This is a genomic window from Scandinavium sp. UTDF21-P1B, assembly GCF_040750395.1.
In the GTDB taxonomy this organism is placed as follows: Bacteria; Pseudomonadota; Gammaproteobacteria; order Enterobacterales; family Enterobacteriaceae; genus Scandinavium.
The window spans coordinates 120433-146793 of sequence record NZ_JBFLVD010000014.1 but is presented as its reverse complement, the minus strand read 5'-3'; the positions used below and the strand labels follow the sequence as shown (position 1 = coordinate 146793).

At 56.3% G+C, this 26361-nt stretch carries 21 protein-coding genes and 1 other RNA gene; 7 read left to right on the top strand and 15 right to left on the bottom strand.

What is annotated here, in order from left to right:
* Positions 1 to 50 precede the first annotated feature (50 nt).
* The 10 genes from pflB to AB1287_RS11415 form a co-directional block, all read right to left on the bottom strand.
* A complete protein-coding gene (gene pflB / locus AB1287_RS11460) occupies positions 51 to 2345 on the bottom strand; it encodes a formate C-acetyltransferase (protein WP_435617834.1) in 2295 nt (764 codons plus the stop codon).
* Positions 2346 to 2365: 20 nt separating this feature from the next.
* Entirely contained in the window at positions 2366 to 3574 is a 1209-nt protein-coding gene (gene tdcD / locus AB1287_RS11455) for a propionate kinase (protein WP_435617833.1), read from the bottom strand.
* Positions 3575 to 3654: 80 nt separating this feature from the next.
* A complete protein-coding gene (tdcC, locus tag AB1287_RS11450; protein WP_435617832.1) occupies positions 3655 to 4986 on the bottom strand; it encodes a threonine/serine transporter TdcC in 1332 nt (443 codons plus the stop codon).
* Positions 4987 to 5032: 46 nt separating this feature from the next.
* Positions 5033 to 6022 (bottom strand): bifunctional threonine ammonia-lyase/L-serine ammonia-lyase TdcB, encoded by a 990-nt coding sequence (tdcB, locus tag AB1287_RS11445; RefSeq protein WP_435617831.1) that lies wholly within the window; start codon positions 6020 to 6022, stop codon positions 5033 to 5035.
* Positions 6023 to 6116: 94 nt separating this feature from the next.
* Complete coding sequence (tdcA, locus tag AB1287_RS11440) at positions 6117 to 7055, bottom strand: transcriptional regulator TdcA (RefSeq protein WP_435617830.1); 939 nt, start codon at positions 7053 to 7055, stop codon at positions 6117 to 6119.
* 550 nt (positions 7056 to 7605) lie between these two features.
* Positions 7606 to 7881: a DUF1471 domain-containing protein gene (locus tag AB1287_RS11435; protein ID WP_312625490.1), complete on the bottom strand. Its 276-nt coding sequence runs from the start codon at positions 7879 to 7881 to the stop codon at positions 7606 to 7608.
* Between the two features lie 228 nt (positions 7882 to 8109).
* A complete protein-coding gene (locus tag AB1287_RS11430; protein WP_435617829.1) occupies positions 8110 to 9702 on the bottom strand; it encodes a cyclic peptide export ABC transporter in 1593 nt (530 codons plus the stop codon).
* A gap of 31 nt (positions 9703 to 9733) precedes the next feature.
* On the bottom strand, positions 9734 to 11719 hold the full coding sequence (fhuB, locus tag AB1287_RS11425) for a Fe(3+)-hydroxamate ABC transporter permease FhuB (protein WP_435617828.1): 1986 nt from the start codon (positions 11717 to 11719) through the stop codon (positions 9734 to 9736).
* Positions 11712 to 12551 (bottom strand): ABC transporter substrate-binding protein, encoded by an 840-nt coding sequence (locus tag AB1287_RS11420; RefSeq protein ID WP_435617827.1) that lies wholly within the window; start codon positions 12549 to 12551, stop codon positions 11712 to 11714. Before AB1287_RS11420 ends, fhuB begins: the two co-directional genes overlap by 8 nt.
* A gap of 20 nt (positions 12552 to 12571) precedes the next feature.
* Positions 12572 to 14671 carry a TonB-dependent siderophore receptor gene (locus AB1287_RS11415; RefSeq protein WP_435617826.1) on the bottom strand — a complete coding sequence of 700 codons (2100 nt, stop codon included), beginning with the start codon at positions 14669 to 14671 and terminating at the stop codon, positions 12572 to 12574.
* 213 nt (positions 14672 to 14884) lie between these two features.
* Between AB1287_RS11415 and AB1287_RS11410 the strand changes: the two genes are divergently transcribed.
* Entirely contained in the window at positions 14885 to 15640 is a 756-nt protein-coding gene (locus tag AB1287_RS11410) for a helix-turn-helix transcriptional regulator (RefSeq protein WP_435617825.1), read from the top strand.
* Positions 15641 to 15995: 355 nt separating this feature from the next.
* Here the strand turns inward: AB1287_RS11410 and AB1287_RS11405 are convergent, their stop codons facing one another.
* The 4 genes from AB1287_RS11405 to garL all read right to left on the bottom strand — a co-directional run bounded on the left by AB1287_RS11405 (position 15996) and on the right by garL (position 19217).
* Positions 15996 to 16385 carry a hypothetical protein gene (locus AB1287_RS11405; protein ID WP_435617824.1) on the bottom strand — a complete coding sequence of 130 codons (390 nt, stop codon included), beginning with the start codon at positions 16383 to 16385 and terminating at the stop codon, positions 15996 to 15998.
* Between the two features lie 684 nt (positions 16386 to 17069).
* Positions 17070 to 17448: RNase P RNA component class A (gene rnpB / locus AB1287_RS11400), an RNA gene on the bottom strand.
* A gap of 78 nt (positions 17449 to 17526) precedes the next feature.
* Entirely contained in the window at positions 17527 to 18417 is an 891-nt protein-coding gene (garR, locus tag AB1287_RS11395) for a 2-hydroxy-3-oxopropionate reductase (protein WP_435617823.1), read from the bottom strand.
* A gap of 29 nt (positions 18418 to 18446) precedes the next feature.
* Positions 18447 to 19217: a 2-dehydro-3-deoxyglucarate aldolase gene (gene garL / locus AB1287_RS11390; protein ID WP_435617822.1), complete on the bottom strand. Its 771-nt coding sequence runs from the start codon at positions 19215 to 19217 to the stop codon at positions 18447 to 18449.
* Positions 19218 to 19569: 352 nt separating this feature from the next.
* Here garL and garD point away from each other — a divergent pair, with 352 nt between their 5' ends.
* Entirely contained in the window at positions 19570 to 21141 is a 1572-nt protein-coding gene (garD, locus tag AB1287_RS11385; RefSeq protein WP_435617821.1) for a galactarate dehydratase, read from the top strand.
* A gap of 69 nt (positions 21142 to 21210) precedes the next feature.
* Here the strand turns inward: garD and AB1287_RS11380 are convergent, their stop codons facing one another.
* Entirely contained in the window at positions 21211 to 22020 is an 810-nt protein-coding gene (locus tag AB1287_RS11380) for a DeoR family transcriptional regulator (protein ID WP_312625476.1), read from the bottom strand.
* 250 nt (positions 22021 to 22270) lie between these two features.
* Between AB1287_RS11380 and kbaZ the strand changes: the two genes are divergently transcribed.
* The 5 genes from kbaZ to agaF are packed head-to-tail and all read left to right on the top strand — an operon-like array spanning position 22271 to position 26169.
* On the top strand, positions 22271 to 23566 hold the full coding sequence (gene kbaZ, locus AB1287_RS11375; protein WP_435617820.1) for a tagatose-bisphosphate aldolase subunit KbaZ: 1296 nt from the start codon (positions 22271 to 22273) through the stop codon (positions 23564 to 23566).
* 19 nt (positions 23567 to 23585) lie between these two features.
* Positions 23586 to 24059: a PTS N-acetylgalactosamine transporter subunit IIB gene (gene agaV, locus AB1287_RS11370; RefSeq protein ID WP_435617819.1), complete on the top strand. Its 474-nt coding sequence runs from the start codon at positions 23586 to 23588 to the stop codon at positions 24057 to 24059.
* Between the two features lie 10 nt (positions 24060 to 24069).
* Entirely contained in the window at positions 24070 to 24849 is a 780-nt protein-coding gene (gene agaW / locus AB1287_RS11365) for a PTS N-acetylgalactosamine transporter subunit IIC (protein ID WP_435617818.1), read from the top strand.
* Entirely contained in the window at positions 24839 to 25717 is an 879-nt protein-coding gene (agaE, locus tag AB1287_RS11360) for a PTS N-acetylgalactosamine transporter subunit IID (protein WP_435617817.1), read from the top strand. The genes agaW and agaE overlap by 11 nt, the downstream gene beginning before the upstream one ends.
* A gap of 17 nt (positions 25718 to 25734) precedes the next feature.
* The gene (gene agaF / locus AB1287_RS11355; protein ID WP_435617816.1) at positions 25735 to 26169 is read left to right on the top strand and encodes a PTS galactosamine/N-acetylgalactosamine transporter subunit IIA; all 435 of its coding nucleotides are present in this window, start codon (positions 25735 to 25737) and stop codon (positions 26167 to 26169) included.
* The last annotated feature ends 192 nt before the right edge of the window (positions 26170 to 26361 follow it).

The following is a 26361-nucleotide window of genomic DNA, read 5'->3' as shown; positions in this document are numbered from 1 at the left end:
GAGCGGTGGCCGGGCGAGGCGCCAAGAGCACGCCTCGCCGTGAGCGCAAATTACAGCGCGTGCGTAAAGGTTCGGGAAATCACGTCCTGCTGCTGTTCGCGGGTCAGTGCATTGAAGCGCACCGCGTAGCCTGATACGCGAATGGTCAGATTCGGGTACTGCTCCGGATGCTCAATAGCATCCAGCAGCATGTCGCGATTCATCACGTTAACGTTCAGGTGCTGCCCGCCCTCAATGGCTTCTTCGTGATGGAAGTAGCCGTCGAGCAGGCCCACCAGGTTCGTTTTCCGCGTGCCGTCCTCTTTACCGAGCGCCGCTGGCACGATGGAGAACGTGTAGGAAATACCGTCTTTGGCATAGGCAAACGGCAGCTTCGCAACCGACGTCAGTGAAGCCACCGCGCCTTTCCGATCGCGGCCATGCATCGGGTTTGCCCCTGGCGCAAACGGCATACCTGCACGACGACCATCCGGCGTGTTCCCGGTTTTCTGGCCATAAACCACGTTGGAGGTAATGGTCAGAATGGACTGCGTCGGTACTGCATTGCGATAAGTCGGCAACGCGCTGATTTTGCGCATAAAGCGTTCAACCAGATCGCAGGCGATGCTGTCCACGCGTTCGTCGTTATTGCCGTACTGCGGGTAGTCACCGTCGATAACAAAATCGACCGCCAGCCCGGTGTGGTCGCGCACCGGCTTCACCTGCGCATATTTGATGGCGGAGAGGGAGTCCACCGCCACCGACAGCCCGGCAATCCCGCACGCCATCGTGCGATGCACGTCGCGATCGTGCAGCGCCATCAGCGAGGCTTCGTAGCTGTATTTGTCATGCATGTAGTGGATCAGGTTCAGCGCGCTGATGTACTGCACCGCCAGCCAGTCCATAAAGTGATCGAGGCTCTCCATTACCGTGGCGTAATCCAGCACCTCGTCCATCAACGGCGCGGTTTTCGGGCCGACCTGGATTTTGAGCTTCTCATCCATGCCGCCGTTGATCGCATACAGCAGCGTTTTGGCAAGGTTGGCGCGGGCGCCGAAGAACTGCATCTGTTTGCCGATCACCATCGGGCTGACGCAGCAGGCAATGGCGTAATCGTCGCTGTTGAAATCGGTGCGCATCAGATCGTCGTTTTCGTACTGCAATGACGAGGTCTCGATCGACATCTGCGCGGCGTATTTTTTAAAGGCAATCGGCAGCGCTTCCGACCAAAGGATCGTCAGGTTCGGCTCTGGCGCTGGCCCCATCGTGTGCAGCGTATGCAGGTAGCGGAATGAGCTTTTGGTCACCAGCGTACGGCCATCCAGCCCCATCCCGCCAATCACTTCCGTCGCCCAAATCGGATCGCCGGAGAACAGCGAATCAAACTCCGGCGTGCGCAGGAAGCGCACCATGCGGATCTTCATGATGAAGTGATCGACCAGCTCCTGGGCCTGAGTTTCCGTCAGGCGGCCCGCACGCATGTCACGTTCAATGTAAATATCGAGGAAGGACGCGGTGCGCCCAAGCGACATCGCCCCGCCGTTCTGCGATTTCACCGCGGCAAGATAAGCAAAATAGAGCCACTGAATCGCTTCCTGTGCGGTATGCGCGGGGCGGGAAATATCGTAGCCGTAGCTCGCAGCCATCTGCTGGATCTCCAGCAGCGCACGGCGATGCTCGGCCAGCTCTTCACGCAGGCGAATGGTCGCTTCAAGATTCTCGCCGCGCTCAAGCGCGGATTGCAGCTCGGCGAACTGCTGTTCGCGCTCCCGCACCAGATACGTAATACCGTACAGCGCCACGCGGCGGTAGTCGCCAATAATGCGTCCTCGCCCGTAGCCGTCCGGCAGCCCGGTCAGCACGCCGGACTTACGGCAGCGCAGCATGTCCGGCGAATAAACGTCGAATACGCCCTGGTTGTGGGTCTTGCGCAGATGGGTAAACAGGTACTCAAACTGCGGGTCCATTTCGCGCCCGTAGGCATCAAATGAGCTCTTGATCATATTGATGCCGCCGTACGGATGCAGCGCGCGCTTCAGGGGTTTGTCGGTTTGCAGGCCAACGATGGTTTCCAGGCTTTGCTCGATGTAGCCCGGCGCATGGGCGGTGATCGTGGTGGCGACACTGGAGTCAAAATCCACCGGTGCATGAGTGGCGTTCTCCGTGCGAATCCCTTCCATTACCTTTTCCCACAGCGCGGTGGTCGCAGGCGTTGCCGCCGCTAAAAAAGATTCATCACCGCTGTAAGGGGTGTAGTTCGCCTGAATGAAATCACGCACGTTGATGCCGAGTTTCCAGTCGGCGCCGTGAAATCCCTGCCAGGCAGCGACATACTGCATGTCGTTGATATCGATATTAACCTTCATGAAATAGCTCTCTCTTAACGTCAGGCGTATTCGGCCGGAGCGTGAATATGTCCAAGCGCGATCGCATCCATCGCGATCATCTGTTCTTCGTTGGTTGGGATCACCGCGCAGGCAGCCCGGGATTCTGGCCGCGAGATAATTCGCTCACCTTCTTTCCCCGACAGCCGGTTTTTCATGGGATCGAGCTGAATGCCCAGCACCTCCAGATGTTCCACGACCAGCTGGCGAATGAGCGTTGAGTTTTCGCCAATTCCGCCGGTGAAAATGAGGCCGTCGAGGCGCTTAAGCGCCATCGCGTGGCCGCCAATGTGGCGGGCAATTCGGTGGACGAATGTTTTGATCGCCAGGCGCGCGTGGTAATGGCCGTCATGCCAGGCCTTTTCCAGCACCCGTAGATCCGAGGAAAGCCCGGATATGCCAAGCAGGCCGGATTCTTTATTCACCACGCGCTCAAGGTCGCTCAGGGATTGCCCGGTCTGGCCAGCAATCCAGGCCATTGCACCGAAGTCCACGTCGCCGCAGCGGGTGCCCATCATCAGCCCTTCGAGCGGCGTCATACCCATCGAGGTGTCGACGCTTTTGCCGTCGCGTACCGCGCAAATCGAGGCGCCGTTACCCAGGTGAGCAATCACCAGGCCTGAGTTTTGTTCTTCAAGACCCAGCAGGTCACAGGCGCGCTGCGACACATAGCGGTGTGAGGTGCCGTGAAAGCCGTAGCGACGCACGCCATACTCTTCGAAATAGCGCCACGGCAGACCGTAGAGATAAGCTTCCGGCTCCAGCGTCTGGTGGAAGCTGGTGTCAAATACCGCCACCTGCTGCACGCCAGGAAAAAGGCGTCTGGCACACTCCACGCCGCTTAAGTTGGCGAAATTGTGCAGCGGAGCCAGCGGCGATACCTGGCGAATAAGTTCAATAACTTCATCGGTAATGACTACCGATTCACTGAATATGCTGCCGCCGTGGGCAATCCGATGGCCAATTAACGTGACTCTGTTCAGTAATTGACGTTTATCTAATTCGTCGGTAATCGCACCCAGCGCACATTCGTAATCCTGGTGATTCAATTCAACAGGGTCATTTTCATTAATACGTAAAGTGGCAACGTCAGTATTAACGCCTTCGACAATGCCCGTCAGTAATACATCCTGAGAATCAGCATCCATTACAGAAAATTTAATGGAAGACGATCCGCAATTAATGACCAGCACCACAGGAAACTCAATCATTTGAATTCTCCGCTCGTCCTTGTTTCGTGATGAAAGACTCAGACTGCGAATGCAGCCTGAGTTTATTGGGGTATCAGGAATTAAAACAGTTTGTAGACAATATTCAGAATAGTCAGCAGGCCAATAACGGTGACAAAAATATTCTCGGTTCTGCCTTTATATTTCGCCAGCGCCGGGACTCTACTAATAGCGAACATCGGCAGCAGGCACAGCAGCGAGGCAATAATTGGCGCGCCCATTGCTTCAATCAGGTCCAGAATGTTGGGGTTGGCGTAAGCCACAACCCAGGTGGAGCCCATGATGAACACCATGCTGATGGTGTTCAGTTTGCCCATCGAGACTTTGGTTTTATCGCCCTTGTAGCCAAACTTCAGCACCAGGCCATTCAGCCCTTCCAGCGTGCCCAGATAGTGGCCAAAGAAGGATTTGAAAATCGCCACCAGCGCGATGATAGAAGCCCCAAATTCAAGCACGGTAGCAAACGTAGATTTGGTGCCGGTCATGGTCGCAAAGTGGTTCGCCAGGTAGGAAAGCACCGGGATATTCTGCGCTTTCGCTTCCGCCATGTTCTGCGGGGAAAGCGTGAACAGGCAGCTGAAGGCGAAGAACATGACCACGGCTACCATCAGCATGCTGGCGCGAGAGATAATCTGCGAACATTTCTGCTCGGTGTACTGATTGCCGAAATCCTTTTCGTACTCTTCGCGCTTGGATACCACAAACGAAGAGACAATCGGCGAGAAGTTAAAGGAGAACACCATGATAGAAATGCCGAGCCACACGGTGACCAGAATGCCGTCATGGCCGGTGAGCGCAATGTCGCTGAGGCTTACCTGATCGATTACCGCTGAGTTCCAGTAAGGGATGAGCGAGAGCGAAATCAGCACCAGGCTTGCGATGAACGGGAAGACCAGCCAGCTCATCACTTTTACCATCAGATCCTTACCAAACCAGATGACGAAGGCCATCAGCAGCAGCAGGAACAGCGCGACCATGCCGCGGTTTAGCGCCGCGTAGCCAAGCTGATTTTCCCAGAAGGTCATAAAGGTGTTGGTGATGGTCACGCCGTAAATCCACAGCAGCGGACAGATGGCGAAGAAGTAAAGGAAGGTGATCACCACGCCGCCGGTCTTGCCGAAGTGCTCCTCCACCGTTTCCGTGATGTTGCCGGAAGGGTTTTTCCCGGACAGGCACAGGCGCGCCAGCGCGCGGTGGCAGTAGAAGGCAATGGGATAGGCCAGCACCAGCATGATCAGAATCGGGATCAGACCGCCGTAACCGGCACGGATAGGGAAGAACAGCACACCGGCCCCGATCGCCGTGCCGAACAGGCCGAGCGTCCAGGTCGTATCCGATTTGCGCCATGCCGAGGATTTTTGCTGGCCGGCAACCAGGGTTTCTGTGGTACTCATATCGTGTCCTTAGCGAAAATGTTCCGAAACCTGTCAAAGCGGGGCATTATGCCCCAACTAATCCGGTAATTTGTGAAACGCGGGAAAGATCGATATTGCCGCCAGAAATAATGCTGACGGTTTTACGGTGCTGAATGTAGTCATCCAGCTTACCGCTGAGCAGCGCGGCGGAAGCCAGGGCACCGGCGCCTTCGGTAATCACTTTGTTGCGCTGGATAAGCGCAATCATGCTGTCGCGGATTTCGTCTTCGGTGACCAGCACGATGTCATCCACCAGCTCACGAACAATTTCAAAGGTCAGATTGCCCGGACGCGCCACGTCGCAGCCGTCGGCAAGCGTCGGATTCAGACGATGATTAGTGATAGTGCCTGCACGCCAGGAAGCGGCCATGCCGTGCACGTTCTCGGACTGCACACCGATGATTTTAATGGTCGGGTTAATGGATTTGATCGCCGTGGCAATCCCGGCAATCAGGCCGCCGCCGCCAATCGGCACAATCACGTTGTCAACGTCATAGAGGTCCTGAAGGATTTCGAGGCCAATGGTGCCCTGGCCTGCAATCACGTGTCGGTCATCGTACGGTGGGATGAAAATCCGCCCTTCCATCTCGACGATTTCACTCACTTTGGCAATCGTGTCGTTGAAGTTGTCGCCGTGCAGGATCACTTCTGCCGAATAATCCTGGGTGGCAGCCACTTTGGATTTCGGCGCACCGCGCGGCATCACGACTTTGCCGTCAATCCCGAGCATCGCACAGGAGAGCGATACGCCCTGCGCGTGGTTCCCGGCGGAACAGGCGACCACGCCTTTACGGCGCTCTTCCATCGTTAACGAACTCAGCTTATTAAACGCCCCGCGAATTTTAAATGAGCCGGTGCGCTGCATGTTTTCAAACTTCAGGTAAATTTCACCTTTACAGCGTTCACTCAGATAATTTGAGCGGGGCATGCCTGTCTTATATATTTTACCGGCAAGGCGGTGCTTTGCCTGCTGAATATCATCGAGGGTAACCGGAAGATCGTAAGTAATATGCATAACATCCTCTTTTCAGAAACTCATCTGAATTTCAGGCAATATCAGGTCATTAGAGGCTCAAACCTGAGCACTCCGCATAGGGTTTAATGCTTATTTAATTTATTTCTGTCACCGACCTTCGCCGGGTAAAGTTTTGTTCTGAGTAATGCTTTGCCAGCCCCACTAATACTGAAGCCGATTTTTTAATACTGTAATTTTTCGACCAAATGGCGGCGTAGCGGGCCATCGGTAACACATCCTTCAGCGGCAGCGTAATAAACTGTTCTGAGCCGAAAGGCGTCGTCATATCACAGGGAATGACGGTCAGGAAATCGGCGTTCATCACGAGGTTATAAATCGTCACGACCGAGTCGGTTTTAACAATATGGTCTGGGTTGATGTGGTGTCGCTGAAGAATGGCGAGCAGTTGCTTGTAGTACCCCATTTCCGTGTGCGGGAGGACCCACTGTTCGTTCTGCAACGAATCAAGTCGGATCGCTCCCCCGCATGTTCGGGACCGGCTTGCCACCACCACAAATTCCGTTTCAAACAACGGTTCCACGTGCAGGTCCTGGAGCTGCATGTCATCGTCCAGCGTGCCAATCGCGAAGTCGAGACGACCATCGCGCAGCGCGGGCAGGAAGGAGGAAAGCTGCGCTTCGAACATGGAAACCTGCGCCGTCGGAAACAGCTCCTTGAACGTTTTCATCATGCCCGGCAAAAACGTAAAGCCGATAAGCGACGGAAAGCCAAAGGAAACATCAACCACGCCGCCTGCGCTGAGGCTGTTGATCTCACTGACCATATTCTTCATTTCACGGGTGATGGATTCCGCATAGGCCAGCAGCACCTGCCCGGCGCTGGTTAGCGTTACCCCGGTGTTTTTTCGAATCATCAATTCAGTGCCGAAATAATACTCAACGTCATTGATAATTTTACTGACCGCCGGTTGCGTGAGCCTGAGCTGTTTTGCCGCTGAGCCAATCGAGCCACAGCGGATCACTTCCTGAAACACGACAAGGTGCTGCGTTTTTGGCAGAAGAATATTATCCATAGTACTCAGTCCATATTCCTTTCTTCGGGCTGAATTCTAGTAAATTAAATATAGCGGCGTATGTGCGATCACTCACAATTCACCGGAAGGGTTGCCTGCATCAGCTCACATTATTTAGGATTACTCTTTATATACAATGTGTTAATGAATTATCAATTCAACAATAGCCTGACCAGAGTCAATAAACATCAAGCGCATAACTTTATTTTATGGCGATAAATCGCGTCACACTAATTATTCACAATTTGTTTAACCGGCTATATTCATCGCATTTTCGGTATATATTTTCATCACTTTATTATCTATCTTTATTTTAATAAATAAAAATAATTTAAAGAGGACCATAAAGGTGGCTATAAAATACGATAGCGATCACGCGTATTGTTACAGAAGCACATTTCTCAATCTTTAAATCATCAACCCGATGAATATTTAGCAACCAATAAGAAACAACTACCACACTTTTACAACAAGCGGGCGCTGCTCACAAAAAAGCCTCATGTGGGCACATGAGGCTTTGTCGAGGGTCTGGCTACTGGAGGTAAAACGGTTATTTATAGAGAATTGCCGTGCCGTCCCACAGGCTGGAGTCCCCTCCGTTGCCCATCGCAACAATCTGGTAATGGCCCGCATTATCTTGCGCGGCTTTCGCTTTCAGCGCACGCACCGCATCATCTGATGAGCCAGCAATCCCGGATACCTGAACGGTACCCATTTCCTGTAGCCCGCTGGCCCGATCGGCATCAACCTGTTTTGGACCCGCGGCCAGCGCCGCACCGGAAATCAGCATAAAAACTGCACCTGTCAGCAGAGAAGTCGTTTTCATTTTTAAACCCTCGCAGAATCGTGGATGTAGAAGCGTTTACAGGTTTAAGTATGTCGCCCGCTCAGTCAGCCAATCCAGGACAAGTGCAAAGTCAGTTAATCATTGTGGCAGGATTGTGGAGAAAGCATGTCGGGGTATGGCGAAGGAAACACCTCGTCATCATTGAGCGAAGCGGCAGACATGGCAGCGACTAACCCCGTCTGGAGGGGTTAGTACCGTTATTGCAGACTACACGACCTGCCCCGACTCCAGCTTAATCAGCCGATCCGCCAGGTGAAAATAGCGGTCGTCGTGGGTGATGGCGATGATGGTTTTACCCTCAGCCTTCAGCATCGGCAGCAGCTCAAGGTAAAACACCGCTTTGAACTCCGGGTCCTGATCGGCAGCCCACTCATCGAACAGATACAGCGGCCGTTCCTCCAGCCACGCCTGCAGGAGCGCCAGCCGTTTTCGCTGCCCCTGCGAGAGGGCGGTCGTGGAGAAACGGCCGTCCTGAAAGCGTACTTTATGGCTGAGCTTGAGCAACTGCAGCAGCCGGTCAACCTGCTCTGGCGTGCGTTCATGCACAAACGCCACGTCGTCAAAAAGGAAAAAATCGCTGAATACCGCCGAGAACAGCTGGCGATATGCCTCCTGCTGGTCGGCCGCGACGGTGTGGCCGTTAAGCAAAATGGCCCCGCTATCAGGCGGATAAAGCCCTGCCAGCAAACTGGCAAGGGTGGTTTTGCCGCTGCCGTTGCCGCCGACCACAAACACCAGCTCTCCCGGGATAAACTGTAGATTCAGCGGCCCGAGAGTAAAGCGTTCCCCGTCTTCCCCCTGATATTGATAGCACACCTCGCTGAGCGCCAGGGAGCGAAAAGGTTCCGCCGCCAGCGGGCGCTGCGGCTGCTCCGGCGGCAGCTCATCACGCAGGTGCTGTACCCGCTGCAGCGCTACCCGGGCGCTGGCAATGGTCGGCAGCGACGACAGCACCCCTTCTACCGGCACAATCATGTAGAGAAAGATCATGACGTAGCCGGTAATCGCCGCCGGTGAGAGCGTCAGCGACTCGCGCAGGCCAAAGAGCACCAGGCCGATAAAGGCAAAAAACAGAATGCTGCCCCAGCTGGTGGCCAGCCCGTACAGGACATAGCCGCGGGTGCGCTCCCGGCGGACAGCCTCAATATTGTCAGCCAGCTCGCCATAGACGAACTGGCGGCGGCGGGAGGCATTCAGCCGGTACTCACGCCCACCATCAAACAGCTTTTTGCACTGCTGAATCAGGGTGTCTTCCCGCTGCCGCGACTGGCGCAGCAGGCCAATGGCCCTGCCGTGGGCAGCGTGATAGCCGAGGGTGCCAAGAATAATGGCGGCCAGCGCCAGCGCAAGGACGCCGATCGAGAGAGTTGAAAGGTAAACCAGGCAACCGACGATCACCGCACCATAGATAAACAGATTCGGCAGGCTGACGAAAAACACCACCAGGGTATCGAGATCCTGGGTCAGTACCGAGATCGTTTTTGCCATGCCGGCGCTCTCCAGCTGGAGCCAGCGGGTCTCGCTGACGTGCCGGGTCAGTTCGCCGCGCAGCCGCGCTTTCACCTTCTGCCCGAGATACATAAAGGTGGTCTGGGATAGTACCCGGGTGGCCAGCATCAGCAGGGCCAGCAGCGTGAACTGCACCCCCGGCCCTAACCCGCTTTTCGCCTGCGGCAGCGTCAGGCTGTGGTTAATCATCGCCAGCAGCGATGCATTGCTAAAGCCGCTGATTATCCCGGCGACGACCGCCAGCAGCAGCCAGCCGCCGACCATACGAAACAAAATCAACAAAACCGACATGCATCATTCCTTTTTCATTGCTTATTCTTTGTTAGTCGCCGCCGGGCTGGCGCTTCGCGCGCATCAACGGCCAGACCAGCAGCGGAACGCCGATCAGTGACGCCACCAGCCCGACCGGCAGCTGACGTGGATAGAGCGCATTACGCCCCAGCCAGTCGGCGAAGGTCATGATGCAGGCGGACAGCAGCGCAGCGGTGTAAAGCTGCGCCAGCGCACCTTTGACGCCGACTTTACGAGCCAGATGTGGCCCGAGCAGGCCGATAAACGACACCGGGCCGACCAGCAGCGTGGCAAGCCCGGTCATCAGTGCCGCCAGCGCCAGCACCCCGAAACGGGCGCGCGGCAGGGAGAGCCCCAACGAACCGGCCACGCCGCCGAGCGGCAGGAGCGTCAGCCAGCGGCGCAGCAGCGGCGTCAGCGCCAGCAGAACCAGGGTGGAGACAAACAGCGCCTGCGCCAGCGGCGCGCTGATGTAATAGGTGCTTCCGGTCATCAACGGCAGCAGTATCGAGCTGGCAGCGAGGTTATTAAGCATGACAATGCTCACCGCCGCCTGGCACAGAGCGTTGAGAGCGACGCCATTGAGCAGCACCCGCTGCGGATTAAAGGCGCTGCTGCGGCTGTTCCACATCGTCAGCAGCAGGCTGATGAGCGCGCCACAGAGGCTGCTGAGCAGTAAAAAAGCGCTGCCGTGAGTGGGAAAAAGCAGAATATAAACGGTCACCCCCATCGCCGCGCCGCCGCCAATACCCAGCACTTCAGGACTGGCGAGGGGATTGCCGCTTACCCTTTGCATCAGTACGCCAGCCCCGGCCAGCAGAGCACCGGCGCTCATCGCCGCCAGTAGCCGCGGTAGCCGCAGGGGCAGCAATTGCGCCAGCTCCGCCGAATGGGCCCAGTGCCAGTGGCTCAGCCCACGGCCGAAAAACAGCGAGATCGCGACCGATAGCAGCAGAGCCAGCGCCACAGCCCACGGCACCCGGCGACTGGCAGAATGCTCCACCGCCAGCGGGGGTGGCGCCGTATCAAGCGTGTGCTGGCGGGCATGGCGCGCCAGCAGGATCAGCAGCGGTCCGCCAATCAGCGCGGTCAACATTCCTGTCGGCAGTAGCTGGCCGTTGAGCAGAGAAACCCGGGAGACGCACAGGTCGGTAAACCACAGCAGACCCGCGCCGCTCAGGGCGCTGTGCAGCAGCAGCTGGCGCGAGGTGCGCGCGCCGCCAAAACGGGCGAGATGCGGCGAGGCGAGACCGATAAAGCCAATCACCCCGACGGCGTTTATGATGAGCGCACTCATCACCAGCGCCAGCAATACCGCAGCCGTGCGGATCCGCAGCGCTGAAGCACCGAGGCTGTTAACCATCGTTTCCGGCAGCTGTAGCAGTTCCAGCGGACGCAACATTAGCGCCAGTAGCCCCAGACACAGCGCCAGCCACGGCAGCAGCGACAGCAGCAGATGACCGTCTTCCTGGGCCAGCGAACCGCCGCCCCACATCAGGACGGTCAGCAGGAAACGATCGTTAATGATGGCGATCAGCATCGTCAGCGCGCCGCACCATAAGTTGATCATCATCCCGGCCTGAATCATCACCAGCGGCGAGAGGCGCTGACGCCAGCTAAGCAGCAACACCAGCAGCAGCGCCGCCAGTTCACCGCCTATGATGAATCCCATCCGCATGCCGCCGCTCAGGGCCGGTAGCCATAGCGAAGCCAGCCCCATCGCCAGCGTCGCACCGGAGGTCATCCCGAGGGTGATCGGCTCCGCCAGCGGGTTGCGCAGCGCGCGTTGCATCAGCCAGCCGCACAGCCCGAGCGTGGCCCCGCCAACGATGGCCATCCCCTGCCGCGGCAGCCACATGCTGTGCAGGATAATCGCCATCGGCTGAATGTTGTGGGCATTGAACAGCGCGGCAAACCCGCCCTGGTGCAGCACATCGCTGACCGCCAGCAGCAGCGAAACCAGCCACAGTACGCCGATAACGCTCCAGGAGAGGCGGCGGGAAAAAGGTTCATGCATCGCGCCACCCCGCCATCAGCTGGCTGAAGATATCGGCAAAACGTCCGGCGGTGATCAGCGCTCCGGCATCGCTGATTTGCTGATCAATCCGCGCGATCGGATAGCGAGAGGTTAACGGCAAGCGTCGCCACAGTGGACTTTGCTGCCAGTGGGAAACCGCGTCCTGTTGATCCGCCGCAACCAGCAGGATCAACCGGGCATCAACGCCCGCGATGCGTGTCAGTTCCACCAGAACATTGCCTTCTGCCCCGCCGCCGCCGTGCCAGGCGTTGCGCATCCCGCAGGCCGTCAGCACATCTCCCGGCAGGCTGCCGTCCGTGTATAACCGCAGGTGCAGGGCGTCTACCGGGGCGGCAATAATCACCGGCTGGTGCAGGCTACGCGCATGATCGCGGGCGCGAGCGATTTGCTGGTGCAAGCGCGCGAGCAGCGCTGCCGCCCGTGCTTCACGGTTCAGTGCAACACCCAGCTGCTGCGTAGCGCTGATGAAGTCGCTGAGCCCATGGGCAGGTAAGGTCAGAAGAGGAGCCACCTGCGCCAGAGCCATTTTTAGCAGAACGTGTTGCGGAGTGATCACAATCGCGTCAGGTTTCAACGCAAAGAGCGTTTCCAGATTGGGCTGAAACAGCAGACCCAGATCCTGCACCGTCGGCGGCAGAACGGGCGTGGGGATCAGTTTGCGATACCAGTCCGGCGCCGAAACGCCGGCTGGCGTGATGCCGAGGGCAAGGATCATCTCCGTCAGCCCCCAGTCCAGCACCGCCAGCCGCTGCGGCACTGGCGTACTGCCAGCCCACGACAACGCGGGGGCCAGCAGAGCGGCAGTTAACAACCTGCGTCGTGAAAGCATGGTTACCACTTGTAGTTCACGGTGGCGACCAGCTGCCGTTTCATCGCATATTCGCAGCCGTTATCCTGGCAGGTGGAGAGATAGGTCTTGTCGGTCAGGTTAGCCGCGTTAAGCGCCACGCCCCATTCGCGCCACTGGTAGCCAATCCGCGCATCGTAAACCGTTGCAGCAGGCACTTTCAGGCTGTTGTCCGTCGTGGCATAGCTGCTGCCGACATAACGCACGCCGCCGCCCAATGAAACGCCGTCCAGCGGGCCGCTGAGTGCGTACTCGGTCCACAGTTTGGCGCTGTTACGCGCAATACCTACCGGATGCTTGCCTTCGCTGCCGTCGTTAGCGCTGGTGACTTCCGGATCGGTTAACGCATAGGAAGCCATGACCGACCAGGCAGGTGTGATGTTGATTTTGCCGTCCACTTCAACCCCGCGGGAGCGGATCTCACCCGTCTGCACGCTGAAGTTGGCATGATCCGGATCTGGCGTGGCCACGTTGGTTTCGCGCAGGTTAAACAGCGCGAGGGTAAACAGCGCATCAAGACCGACAGGATCGTATTTCAGGCCGATCTCCGTCTGCTTACCTTCCGTTGGCTTAAAGGCGTGGCCGTAGAAGTCGGTGTTGCTGGTTGGCACAAACGACGTCGAGTAGCTGACATAAGGCGACAGGCCACTGTCGAAATGGTAGAGCAGCCCGGCGCGACCGGTGGTGGCGTAATCGTTACGTTCGCTGCGGGTGTCGGCGATCAGGTCCGTGCTTTTGGTTTTTGCCGCGTCATAGCGCCCGGCGAGGTTCATGATCCACCGGTTCCACTCCAGCTGATCCTGTAAATAGAACCCGGTTTGATCCATCGTCGAGTGAGTACTGCTGTCAAAGGGCGGTTTTTCGACCGGCGTGCTGTAGTCAGGATCGCGATAGTTGATCGGGCTGGCATCGCCATAGCCTGACTGGCTGCGCACCGAGCTGTGCATGCGATCGATACCTACCAGCAGCGTGTGGGCGATCGGCCCGCTTTGCAGATGGAACTCCGCCTGGTTATCCACGGCGAAGTTGACCATCGTCTCTTTCAGGTTCATCGAATAGCGGTCAATCAGCGGCGCGTCGGCGTGTTCGCCCCACGGATACACCATCAGGTAGTCGCCGGTGCTGCTGATATAGCGCAGGTTCTGACGGAAGGTTACCGTATCGTTAAAGTCATGGCGGAACTGATAGCCGATACTGCCCTGTTCACGTTCGTACTTGTCAAAGCCGGGCTGCCCGCCGTAGAAGTGGGTGGAGATCTGCCCGTTCGGGTTGTGGGTCAGCGTGCCGGAAAGGGGCATCTGGTTGTAGAAGCCGCTGTCCGGGTCTTTACGCAGCTGCGCCAGGAGCGTCAGGCTGGTGCGATCGCTCGGCTGCCAGGTCAACGAAGGCGCGATAGCATAGTGCTGATAGCGGGTATGATCGACCTGGGTTTCCGTATCGAAAAAGGTGCCAGCGACGCGGCCGAGCAGCGTTTTGTCCTCGTTCAGCGCCCCGGTCGCGTCAACGCCGGTACCAAACAGGTTGTTATTGCCCGTGGTCACATACACCTGACCACCAGGTTCAGCCTGCGGGGTTTTGCTCACCATATTGACGATCCCGCCGGGGTTAGCCTGCCCGTAGAGCACCGAGGCGGGGCCTTTTACGACTTCGATACGGGACAGCAGGAACGGGTCCCATGCTGGTCGACTCCACCAGGCTTCTCGCGGCAGACGCAGGCCGTCAAGGTACTCGTCGGCCTCGAATCCGCGCACCATGATGGTATCGAAGCGGGTATCCGGGCCGGAGCTTTCCGACGACACGCCGGAAACGTAGCGCAATGCTTCCGGAATGGTCTTCGCCGCCTGAGCTTCAATTTGTGCCTGGGTAACCACCGCAATACTTTGTGCGGTCCGGCTGATAAGCTGGCTCGATTTACTGCCTGCCGTTGCGCTATGTGCAACGATATTACTTTCGTCTTCCTGGCCCTGTGAGCCAGCAACGGCGGTGACCACCATCGTCTGTTCTTTTGTGCTATCCTGCCCGTTATCCGCAGTAAACGCTTGCCCGCTGTATCCTGCGATGATCGTACATGCCAGTACTTTCAACGGCTTATCCCTGAAAAACTTGCCAATCTCTTTCATATTATTTCCGACTGTTATTAGAGTTAGGTGGAAATGATAATTATTCAACTTTAAAAGAGAAGCCCGTCCATGGCAGAATGGCGCAACTGGCCACCTGGATGTCGCCATTAAGACAAAAGTTGTCTCTATACGCAGCAGTGCTCATAAATGGTGAGAATCGGACAAAGGCAGGTGAAGATGACAATCCAGCAGGCTATTGAAGGGCTGCGTCAGCTGAAATATACCCCGGGCAGCGAAGAGCCGGTTCATCAGCATGAACAAGGGCAGATGATTTATATGTTACGTGGGGTGGCAAAAATCGTCACTCCGCAGCATATCTGGTTACTTTCGCCCGGACGCGCCATCTGGCTGCCCGGAGGTTTATCACATGGTCTGCAGGCGATTGACCACGTGGTAACGCAAAATATCTACTTAACGCCTCAGGCTTCGCGCCAGTTTGGCTCTCATTGTCGTGGCCTGGCAGCAACGCCGCTCCTGCATACGCTGATTACGGCTGGCCTGGATGAGGGGATCCCGGCGGAACGCCAGGCGCTGATTTCCGCGCTATTAAACGATGAACTCTCCCGTTTACCAACCAGCATGCTTTGCCATGTGATCCTTCCTCGCGATCGGCGCGTGCGGCAGGTGTGCGATACGTTATGCCGCGAACTGGACCATACGGCTACCCTGTCGTGGTGGGGGCAAAAGGTCGGGGCCAGTGAACGCACGCTGGCAAGACTGTTTCGCGAGGAGACCAACCTCAGTTTCTCCGAGTGGCGCCAGCAGATTCGCCTGCTGGAAGCAGTGTGTAATCTTGCCCGGGGGGCAGCGATCGGCAAACTGGCGCATGAATTGGGTTATGCCAGCGCCAGCGCCTTTATCGCGATGTTCCGCAAGAAGCTCGGCGTCTCGCCGTTGCGCTATATTCAGACTGCGGGTGATATTGCTGCCTGACTCCGGACAGGCATTGGCTGGCCGTAATCCTTACTCTTCAGCGAATATAGCTGTACGCTGACCGTTCAGTCAGCCGATCCAGGACTCGTGCAAAGCCAGCTCGTTGTTCTGGTGAAAATATGTCGGAGCACGGCAAAGGAAACACGGCGTCATAATTGAGCAGAGCAGTTCATATCTGCCATAGGTCATAATGAAAACGCACCCGGCTCCAACACTCATGCGATAGTAATCTTCGTTGCTCTTGTTATTTACCATGCACTTTCGGAACATGTTTTAAAATAACAAAACCCATTGAAATAGTGAATTAACCAACAACAACACAGGCTTATGTAAACGCAATTCCTGCTTTATGCCTTTACTTACCATTTATTATGTTTAGCAGAAACCATTCCGCAATAGCAATAAGTTTTTCATATAAAAAAACCAACCCTGACGGAATACTTGTTATTATTACAAAAAAAGCCAACTGTTGTAATATTGTTTCCCTTTTCAATTCAAGGATAGGTGAATTAGTAAAAACAAAGTACAATGTGAATACAGTTAAAAATATTGTCATCACTCTTTTCATATTAAAAATCATTATTAATACCTTAATTCCAAAATTATCTACTGCAAGTCGCCCCCGCTCCACCGCCAGAACAGTTATTTGAACCCACTTTCCCTCCGTTGCCGCTGCTCGCCCCGCCAGAGAAACATCCCCCCGCAATAGCTCCTGCCGCGAGAGTGCCCACAAAACCAATTCCACCGGTAATAACACCTGTAGCAATAGCCGCAGCAGTTATACCACCAACCAAACCTCCAGCAACACCTGCGCCACAACTTCCCGTTCCTCCAGCCGCAGCATAATTCGGTTGAAACCCGTTTGCCTGCCCTCCATAGGAAGTGCTACCTTTTGTCGTTCCACGATTTGCTGCACTCATCATGCTCTCACCGCCGCTGACTAACGCCATCTCATCTAAACTTAATTCTTTTATTTTTGTCATAAAGATTCCTTTTATTGGTTAGTCGCTTGCTTTCCGCCATTTAACTGTTACACATGCAAAAACTTATTTAAATAGTGAATCACTTAACAACAATGTAAGTTTATGTAAATATAGCTTCTTGATGATGTATCTTATATTTATCGCATCGAACTCTTTTAGTGCTTTACTCACAGTAATTCAGGGCTATTTAGAATTAAAGAGGAGACAAAGCAAGGTTAGCGAAGCTGACCACTAAGTCGCTTTCTTTTTATTGAGACAGAGGAAGGGACAGCCATTCATCACTTGCTGCCACAAAGCAAAACGCCCACAGATTTTCATCTGCGGGCGTCTTTATAAAAGTTGAAGCCGGCCGATAAGCCGCTTTCTTTTGGGCATAGCGTCGTGGACAGTCATTCATCTCACTCGCGCATAAAGCAAGAACCCCGCCGAAGCGGGGTTCTGAAAGAAGTTGAAGCTGACCGATAAGCCGGGTTCTGTCGTGGACAGTCATTCATCTAGGCCAGCAATCGCTCACTGGCTCAAGCAGCCTACCCGGGTTCAGTACGGGCCGTACCATGTGAACCCCTATTTGGCCTTGCTCCGGGTGGAGTTTACCGTGCCACGGACTGTTACCAGCCGCGCGGTGCGCTCTTACCGCACCCTTTCACCCTTACCTGATCCCGCTTACGCGGGCCATCGGCGGTTTGCTCTCTGTTGCACTGGTCGTGGGTTTCCCCCCCAGGCGTTACCTGGCACCCTGCCCTGTGGAGCCCGGACTTTCCTCCCCTTCGCCCGTCTCCCCCCGAAGGAGGACGACGACAAAGCGGCGACTGTCTGGTCAGCTTCGGCGCGCAGTATAGAGGGTTCGCATAGCTTTGTCACCCTTCGGGCTGCATCCCGACTCGCAGCGCAGCAGCAACGCTGTTAGCGGGTGACTTCCACCTTCGCCAGTTTTTCGTAATAGCAGGCCAGCGCGCTATGATCGGCGGTTCCCAGCCCGTCGGCACGCAGCGCCTGCATCATCTCCATGACCGCTGCGGTCAGCGGCAGCTGTGCGCCCACGCCGTGAGAAGTATCCAGCGCATTGGCTAAATCTTTGATGTGCAGGTCGATTCGGAAGCCCGGCCTGAAGTTTCTGTCCATCACCATTGGCGCTTTGGCATCCAGCACGGTGCTTCCCGCCAGACCACCGCGAATAGCCTGATACACTAAGTCCGGATTCACACCCGCTTTAGTCGCCAGCGTCAGCGCCTCCGACATGGCCGCAATATTCAGCGCCACAATCACCTGATTGGCGAGCTTGGTGACGTTACCCGCACCGATTTCACCGGTATGCACGACGGAACCTGCCATCGATTTCAGCAAATCGTAATAGCGGTCGAAAATCACTTTATCGCCGCCCACCATCACGGAGAGCGTGCCGTCGATGGCTTTTGGCTCACCGCCGCTGACCGGCGCATCCAGCATCGCCACGCCTTTGGCCTTCAGCGCCTCGCTGATTTCACGGCTCGCCAGCGGCGCAATGGAGCTCATATCAATCAGCACCGTGCCCGGCTTCGCGCCGTCAATAATGCCGTTCTCACCGAGCGCCACCTCCTTCACGTGCGGCGAATTCGGCAGCATGGTGATAATGACGTCGCACTGCTCAGCAATATCTTTGGCCGTGCTGGCGGCTTCCGCGCCCGCGGCAATCACTTCAGCCACCGCTTCAGGATTGCGGTCCGACACCACCAGCGAGTATCCCGCCTTCAGCAGGTTTTTACTCATCGGTTTACCCATAATGCCCAGGCCAATAAAGCCCACTTTCATCGTCATCTTCTGTTCCTTCTCAATTACGGTGGTGGTTATTTTTTAAAGGCGTCAGCCAGCTTTTGCGTGGCGGAGCGGAATACGCCGAGATCGCTGCCGACGGCAACGAAGGTTGCTCCCCACTCCAGATAGCGACGGGCGTCGGCCTCAACGGGCGCCAGAATACCGCTCGGTTTACCATGCGCTTTGGCGCGCGCGAAGATGTGCTGAATGCATTTCTGCACCTCAGGATGCGACGCGTTGCCAAGATGGCCGAAGGCCGCGGCCAGATCGCTCGGACCGACAAATATGCCGTCCACGCCGTCAGTAGCCGCGATAGCATCGACGTTGTCCACCCCTGTCTGGCTTTCGATCTGCACCAGAACGGAAATGTTGTTGTTCGACTGAGTGAAATAGTCCGGCACGGTGCCAAACATATTGGCGCGGTGTGATACCGACACGCCGCGGATCCCTTCAGGCGGATAACGCGTGGAGGCTACCGCAAGAATGGCTTCTTCTTGCGTTTCGACAAACGGGATCAGGAAGTTATGGAAGCCGATATCCAGCAGGCGCTTAATAATGACCGGTTCGTTAGTTGGCACCCTCACCACCGGGGCGCTTGAGCTTCCCTTCAGCGCCATCAGCTGTGGAATAAAAGTCGAGATATCGTTGGGGGCATGCTCTCCGTCCAGCACCAGCCAGTCGAAGCCAGCCAGCCCCAGTACTTCAGTGCTGATTGGGTTCGCCAATGCTGACCAGCAGCCAATCTGAATCTGATGTGCCGCCAGCGCAGCCTTGAAGGTGTTCGGAAATAATCCGTTCGTCATGATTTCAGCCTTTGGTTATTTTATTCGTCAGTCAGTGAACCCCACGCCCTTCTTATTTATCTGCCGCCCAATGCGCAGGCTCTGAAATAAAAACCTGTTCAGTATAAGCAGCCCTGAAGAGTCGCGCATTGTGCAGGAAACCAATATCTTTACCCGTTTCTTTCATTGTCCTGTGCATCTGCACACCCTGATACGCGCTGCGCCACAGAACGTGATATTGCTGGCCCGGCTAGGTTTCCGGCGGCTTATTGAGTGATAGCGATCACATTTTCCCGTGCATTCCCCCGGCATATTGGCGGCTCTTCATTTTCTTTATTTCGCTGTCTCTTTTCATACTGGAGAAAACGGAACAATGGCTGATATCGAAATCCGGGATAAGGCACCGCAGGCAATTTATATCAAAGTGCATGCCGCTGATAACGTCGCCATTATTGTTAACGATAATGGGCTAAAGGCAGGAACCTGTTTTGCCGACGGCCTGACGCTGGTGGAGCATATTCCTCAGGGCCATAAGGTCGCGCTGGAGGCTATTCCATGCCACGGCGAAATTGTCCGCTACGGCGAAGTCATTGGCTATGCGGTGCGGGATATCGCACAAGGCAGCTGGATTGATGAATCTACCGTCGCTCTGCCGGAAGCGCCGCCGCTGGCAACCCTGCCATTAGCCACGCGGGTGCCAGAGCCATTGCCTGCCCTGGAAGGCTATACCTTCGAAGGTTATCGCAATGCAGACGGCAGCGTCGGCACTAAAAATCTGCTTGGTATTTCCACCAGCGTCCACTGCGTGGCGGGCGTTGTGGATTTTGTGGTGAAAATTATCGAGCGCGACTTACTGCCTAAATACCCTAACGTCGACGGCGTGGTTGGCCTCAATCACCTCTACGGCTGCGGCGTGGCTATCAATGCGCCCGCCGCCATCGTGCCGATTCGCACCATCCACAATATCGCCCTGAACCCTAATTTCGGTGGCGAAGTGATGGTCGTCGGGCTTGGCTGTGAAAAGCTTCAGCCGGAGCGGCTGCTACAGGGGAGTGAAGATGTACAGGCCATTCCGGTGGACGGCGCCAGCGTTGTGCGTTTGCAGGATGAGCAGCACGTCGGTTTTCGCTCAATGGTCGACGATATTTTGCAGGTCGCCGAACGACATCTGGCTAAGCTCAACCAGCGCCAGCGCGAAACCTGCCCGGCATCTGACCTGGTGGTCGGCATGCAGTGCGGCGGCAGCGATGCCTTCTCCGGCGTCACCGCCAACCCGGCTGTCGGCTACGCCTCAGATCTGTTGGTCCGCTGTGGCGCCACGGTGATGTTCTCGGAGGTGACTGAAGTGCGCGACGCGATTCACCTGCTCACGCCGCGCGCCATTAACGAAGAGGTCGGCAAACGCCTGCTGGAGGAGATGGCCTGGTACGATAACTATCTCGATATGGGCAAAACGGACCGCAGCGCCAACCCTTCGCCCGGCAATAAAAAAGGCGGGCTGGCGAACGTGGTAGAAAAAGCATTGGGATCGATTGCCAAATCCGGGCAAAGCGCGATTGTCGAAGTGCTCTCTCCGGGGCAGCGCCCGACGAAGCGTGGCCTGATATACGCCGCCACGCCCGCCAGCGACTTCGTCTGCGGCACGCAGCAGGTCGCCTCCGGGATAACGGTTCAGGTGTTTACCACCGGGCGAGGCACGCCTTACGGCCTGATGGCGGTGCCAGTCATCAAGATGGCAACGCGCACGGCGCTCGCCAACCGCTGGTATGACCTTATGGACATCAATGCAGGCACGATAGCCACCGGGGAAGAAACTATTGAGGATGTCGGCTGGAGGCTGTTCCACTTTATTCTGGATGTAGCGAGCGGGCGCAAAAAGACGTTTTCCGACCAGTGGGGGCTGCACAATCAGCTGGCGGTGTTTAACCCGGCGCCGGTGACCTGATTGTCTTGCAGGCTTCCAGGCCGGGTATGCGCCAGCGCTACCCGGCTCTTCCTTTTCCAAATCCCGCAATTACGCCTTCACCTGCAACACCTCAATCCCCACACGCTGCAGCTCTTTCAGGCTTTCTGCCGGAATACCTTCGTCGGTGATGATCATGTCGATACGCGGGGTATCGATAATTTTATGCAGGCTGGAGCGATTGAACTTACTGGAGTCGGTCACCACGATGATGCGCTCGGCCACCTCGCACATCCGGCGGTTGAGACGAGCTTCATCTTCATTATGCGTGCTGACGCCGCGATCGGTGTCGATGGCATCCACCCCGAGAAACAGCATGTCGAAGTGGTAGTTCTGCAACGACTGTTCGGCCTGGTCGCCATAGAACGACTGCGACTGACGACGCAGATGCCCGCCGGTCATCAGCAGCTCAACCCCATCGGCCTCCAGCAGCGCGTTGGCGACGTTCATGCCGTTGGTCATGACGATGACCTCCGTGTGCTGGCGGAGCATTCTGGCAATCTCACAGGTGGTGGTCCCGGAATCCAGAATGATGCGATGGCCCGCTTTGATAAGGTCGGCAGCAGCACGGGCAATATTGCGCTTCACCCCGGTGTTGAGGGCGCTTTTGTCCTCCACCGACGGCTCGTGCACGGGCGTATTGCCCTCGCAAATTAGCGCTCCGCCGTAGGCGCGCACCGCAATCCCCTGTTTTTCCAGGAAAGCCAGGTCATTGCGGATGGTCACCGTGGAGACGCCAAAGGCGGCAGAAAGATCGTTAACCTGCACGCTTCCCTGCTGCCGCAACCGCTGGATAATCTGCTCACGCCTTTCGCTGGTGCCGCTAATGCGCTTTTCTGCGGACAATTCGCTGTTGCTCATAAGAGCTCCTTTAAGAAAAACTTTCGTTTCATTTCGTTTTAGCTATTAACGCCTTTCTTTTGCCGAAATGCAAGCGCTGCCCGCCTCGCCTTACGCGCTTATCTTTCCGCTGAAACCTTTCATTATGTTTCTTTTGTGAAACAGATCGGAAAACCATTATCTTTCGTTTTATTTTTAAAGCAGCATAATGCAGGATTAATTGAAACAAAACGAAAGATTAATGCCATAACCATCCGAAACGGAGAGGAAAGTGAAACATCTTATTGATAGCGTCGCGCAGCATAAGCAAGGAAACGGCAACGGCATTTATGCCGTCTGTTCCGCACATCCGCTGGTGCTCGAAGCCGCACTCCGCTATGCCCATGCCCGGCAGACCCCGCTGCTGATTGAAGCCACCTCGAACCAGGTCGATCAGTTCGGCGGCTACACCGGCATGACCCCTGCTGATTTTCGCCGATTTGTTTGTCAGCTCGCCGGCAGACTTAGTTTCCCTGAATCACGCCTCATTTTCGGCGGCGATCATCTGGGCCCAAATCGCTGGCAGAATTTACCTGCTGAAGAAGCCATGGCTAACGCCGACAGCTTAATCGAATGCTATGTCGCTGCGGGTTTCAAAAAAATCCACCTCGATTGCAGCATGTCCTGCGCGGGCGACCCGGTGCCGCTCACCGACGAAATCGTGGCTGAACGCGCCGCAAGGCTTGCAAACATCGCCGAGCAAACCTGTCGTGAGCATTTCGGCAGCGCCGATCTGGTGTACGTGATTGGCACAGAAGTGCCGGTGCCGGGCGGTGCACATGAAGCGCTAACCGAACTTGAGGTCACGACGCCGGATGCGGCCCGTGCGACGCTTGAAGCCCATCGCCACGCCTTTGAAAAGCAGGGGCTCAATGCTATCTGGCCGCGCATTATTGCGCTGGTCGTCCAGCCCGGCGTCGAATTCGATCATACCCACGTGATTGACTATCAGCCGCAGAAAGCCGTAGCGCTGAGCGAGATGGTCAACGCGTTCGACACCCTCGTTTTTGAAGCGCACTCCACCGATTATCAGACGCCGCAGGCGCTGCGCCGGCTGGTGAAAGATCATTTCGCCATCCTCAAGGTCGGCCCGGCGCTCACCTTTGCGCTGCGCGAAGCTTTGTTCTCTCTGGCTGCCATCGAAGAAGAGCTGCTGCCCGCCAAAGCCGGTTCCGGCCTGCGCCATGTGCTGGAAACCGTCATGCTGGATCGGCCGGAATACTGGCAAAGCCACTATCACGGAGATGGCAATACCCGTCGTCTGGCCCGAGGCTACAGCTACTCTGACCGCGTGCGCTACTACTGGCCGGACAGCCAAATTGATGATGCGTTTGAGCGACTGGTGCGCAATCTGGCCGACGACCCCATTCCGCTGCCGCTGATCAGCCAGTACCTGCCGCTGCAGTACGTAAAAGTCCGCGAGGGCGATCTCAATGCGGCACCGCGGGACCTCATCCTCGACCATATCCAGGACATACTTCGCCAGTACCACGCGGCCTGTCAGGGCGAAACGTCCCCTAACGCATAACAACGAAGAGGAAAACAGTATGCCAAACATTGTGTTAAGTCGGATTGATGAGCGCCTGATCCACGGTCAGGTTGGCGTGCAGTGGGTCGGCTTCGCCGGGGCGAATCTGGTACTGGTGGCCAACGATGAAGTGGCTGACGATCCGGTTCAGCAAAACCTGATGGAGATGGTGCTGGCGGAAGGGATCGCCGTGCGTTTCTGGCCGCTGCAAAAGGTGATCGACAGCATTCACCGGGCGGCGGATCGGCAGAAAATCCTGCTGGTTTGTAAATCCCCCACTGACTTTATGAAGCTGGTTGAGGGCGGCGTGCCGGTGACGCGCATCAACGTAGGAAACATGCATTACGCCAACGGCAAACAGCAAATTGCCAAAACGGTTTCTGTCGACGCCAGCGATATTGCCGCATTCAACGGGCTGAAAGACGCTGGGGTTGCCTGCTTCGTGCAGGGCGTGCCGACCGAGCCCGCTTTAGATCTCTTTAAACTACTCTGAAGGATTCATAATGGAAATCAGTCTGTTGCAGGCTGTTGCGCTGGGCCTTCTCGCCTTTGTTGCTGGCCTCGATATGTTCAACGGGTTAACCCATATGCACCGGCCGGTCGTATTGGGGCCGCTGGTTGGCCTGATTCTGGGCGACCTGCACACCGGGATCCTGACCGGCGGAACGCTGGAGCTGGTATGGATGGGCCTGGCGCCGCTGGCCGGAGCGCAGCCACCGAACGTCATTATCGGCACCATTGTCGGTACCACGTTTGCTATCTCGACTGGCGTCAAACCTGAAGTGGCGGTCGGCGTGGCTGTACCGTTCGCCGTGGCGGTACAAATGGGCATTACGTTCCTCTTCTCGGTGATGTCCGGCGTGATGTCCCGCTGCGACCGCATGGCGGCAAACGCCGATGTGAAAGGCATCGAGCGGGTGAACTATCTGGCGCTGCTGGCACTCGGCGTGTTCTATTTTCTCTGCGCTTTCCTGCCGATTTACTTCGGCGCTGAACACGCGAAAACCGCCATCGACGTCCTGCCCGCTCGCCTGATCGACGGTCTTGGCGTAGCGGGCGGCATCATGCCCGCCATCGGTTTCGCCGTACTGCTGAAAATCATGATGAAAAACGTCTACATCCCTTATTTCATCATCGGCTTTGTCGCCGCCGCCTGGTTGAAATTACCGGTGCTGGCGATTGCTGCCGCGGCGCTGGCAATGGCGCTTATCGATCTGCTGCGTAAATCTCCAGAACCGGCTGCCCCGGCAGCACAGAAAGAGGAATTCGAAGATGGCATCTGAACATACCACCCTGCCGGGCGTCGTCGACGGTGAGCAGACGCTGCTGACAGACGTGAATGAAAATATCTATGAAGATCAGAAGCTCGGTGCGGAGCTCACCCGTAAAGACATTAACCGCGTGGCCTGGCGTTCGATGCTGTTGCAGGCTTCCTTTAACTACGAGCGTATGCAGGCTTCGGGGTGGCTGTATGGCCTGCTGCCCGCGCTGAAAAAGATCCACACCAACCCCCGCGACCTGGCGCGCGCCATGAAGGGCCACATGGGTTTCTTCAACACCCATCCGTTCCTGGTGACGTTCGTCATCGGCATTATTCTCGCGATGGAGCGTTCCAAGCAGGATGTGAACAGCATTCAGAGCACCAAAATTGCGGTTGGCGCACCGCTCGGCGGCATCGGTGATGCGATGTTCTGGCTGACGCTGCTACCCATTTGCGGCGGCATCGGCGCGAGCCTGGCGCTTCAGGGCTCGATTCTCGGCGCTGTGGTGTTCCTGGTGCTGTTTAACGTGGTGCATCTCGGCCTGCGTTTTGGGCTGGCGCATTACACCTACCGCATGGGCGTGGCGGCAATCCCGCTGATTAAGGCCAATACGAAAAAAGTCGGTCATGCCGCCTCGATTGTCGGGATGACGGTGATTGGCGCGCTGGTCGCGACCTACGTGCGCCTGAATACCACGCTCGAAATTACCGCCGGTGATGCGGTAGTGAAGCTGCAAACCGATGTGATCGATAAGCTGATGCCCGCCTTCCTGCCGCTGGTCTATACCCTGTGCATGTTCTGGCTGGTGCGTCGGGGCTGGAGTCCGCTGCGCCTGATTGGTATCACCGTGCTGCTCGGCGTGGTCGGTAAATTCTGTCACTTCCTGTAAAAACAAAGAGGTACGCGATGTTAGGCATTATTTTGACCGGCCACGGCGGGTTTGCCAGCGGGATGGAAAAGGCGATGAAGCAAATCTTAGGCGAGCAGTCGCACTTTATCGCCATCGACTTTCCTGAAACCTCCACCACGGCACTGCTTACCGAGCAGCTAACGCAGGCGGTGAATGCGTGGGATCCCCAGCACGAAATAGTCTTTCTGACCGACTTGCTCGGTGGCACACCTTTTCGCGTAGCCTCTATGCTGGCGATGCAAAAGCCTGGGCGAGAGGTGATCGCCGGAACCAATCTGCAACTGCTGCTGGAAATGGTGCTTGAGCGAGACGGATTAAACAGCGAAACCTTCCGCGTACAGGCGCTGGAATGCGGACACCGCGGGCTGACCAGCCTGGTCGATGAACTGGGGCGCTGCCGTGAGGCAAAGCCCGTTGAGGAAGGGATCTGAGCTCGCTTCAGGGTTAATAATTCAGGTCTGGCTCTCCCCCTGTAGACCTTTCATTTTGCATCATATTGGCCTGCATGAAGGTAGTGGCAGGCCTTTCTTTTCCTTTCACGAAATCTTTCTCTATTTCACCTCGTTAAATAAATCATTTACTTTTCATAAAGTTAAACAAGAACACCCGTTGGCGGTCACAAA

Excerpts from the sequence above, each read along its gene's own strand:
- pflB (WP_435617834.1), bottom strand. The coding sequence starts at position 2,345 with ATGAAGGTTAATATCGATATCAACGACATGCAGTATGTCGCTGCCTGG.
- tdcD (WP_435617833.1), bottom strand. The coding sequence starts at position 3,574 with ATGATTGAGTTTCCTGTGGTGCTGGTCATTAATTGCGGATCGTCTTCC.
- tdcC (WP_435617832.1), bottom strand. The coding sequence starts at position 4,986 with ATGAGTACCACAGAAACCCTGGTTGCCGGCCAGCAAAAATCCTCGGCA.
- tdcB (WP_435617831.1), bottom strand. The coding sequence starts at position 6,022 with ATGCATATTACTTACGATCTTCCGGTTACCCTCGATGATATTCAGCAG.
- tdcA (WP_435617830.1), bottom strand. The coding sequence starts at position 7,055 with ATGGATAATATTCTTCTGCCAAAAACGCAGCACCTTGTCGTGTTTCAG.
- AB1287_RS11435 (WP_312625490.1), bottom strand. The coding sequence starts at position 7,881 with ATGAAAACGACTTCTCTGCTGACAGGTGCAGTTTTTATGCTGATTTCC.
- AB1287_RS11430 (WP_435617829.1), bottom strand. The coding sequence starts at position 9,702 with ATGTCGGTTTTGTTGATTTTGTTTCGTATGGTCGGCGGCTGGCTGCTG.
- fhuB (WP_435617828.1), bottom strand. The coding sequence starts at position 11,719 with ATGCATGAACCTTTTTCCCGCCGCCTCTCCTGGAGCGTTATCGGCGTA.
- AB1287_RS11410 (WP_435617825.1), top strand. The coding sequence starts at position 14,885 with ATGACAATCCAGCAGGCTATTGAAGGGCTGCGTCAGCTGAAATATACC.
- garR (WP_435617823.1), bottom strand. The coding sequence starts at position 18,417 with ATGACGATGAAAGTGGGCTTTATTGGCCTGGGCATTATGGGTAAACCG.
- garL (WP_435617822.1), bottom strand. The coding sequence starts at position 19,217 with ATGACGAACGGATTATTTCCGAACACCTTCAAGGCTGCGCTGGCGGCA.
- garD (WP_435617821.1), top strand. The coding sequence starts at position 19,570 with ATGGCTGATATCGAAATCCGGGATAAGGCACCGCAGGCAATTTATATC.
- AB1287_RS11380 (WP_312625476.1), bottom strand. The coding sequence starts at position 22,020 with ATGAGCAACAGCGAATTGTCCGCAGAAAAGCGCATTAGCGGCACCAGC.
- agaV (WP_435617819.1), top strand. The coding sequence starts at position 23,586 with ATGCCAAACATTGTGTTAAGTCGGATTGATGAGCGCCTGATCCACGGT.
- agaW (WP_435617818.1), top strand. The coding sequence starts at position 24,070 with ATGGAAATCAGTCTGTTGCAGGCTGTTGCGCTGGGCCTTCTCGCCTTT.
- agaE (WP_435617817.1), top strand. The coding sequence starts at position 24,839 with ATGGCATCTGAACATACCACCCTGCCGGGCGTCGTCGACGGTGAGCAG.
- agaF (WP_435617816.1), top strand. The coding sequence starts at position 25,735 with ATGTTAGGCATTATTTTGACCGGCCACGGCGGGTTTGCCAGCGGGATG.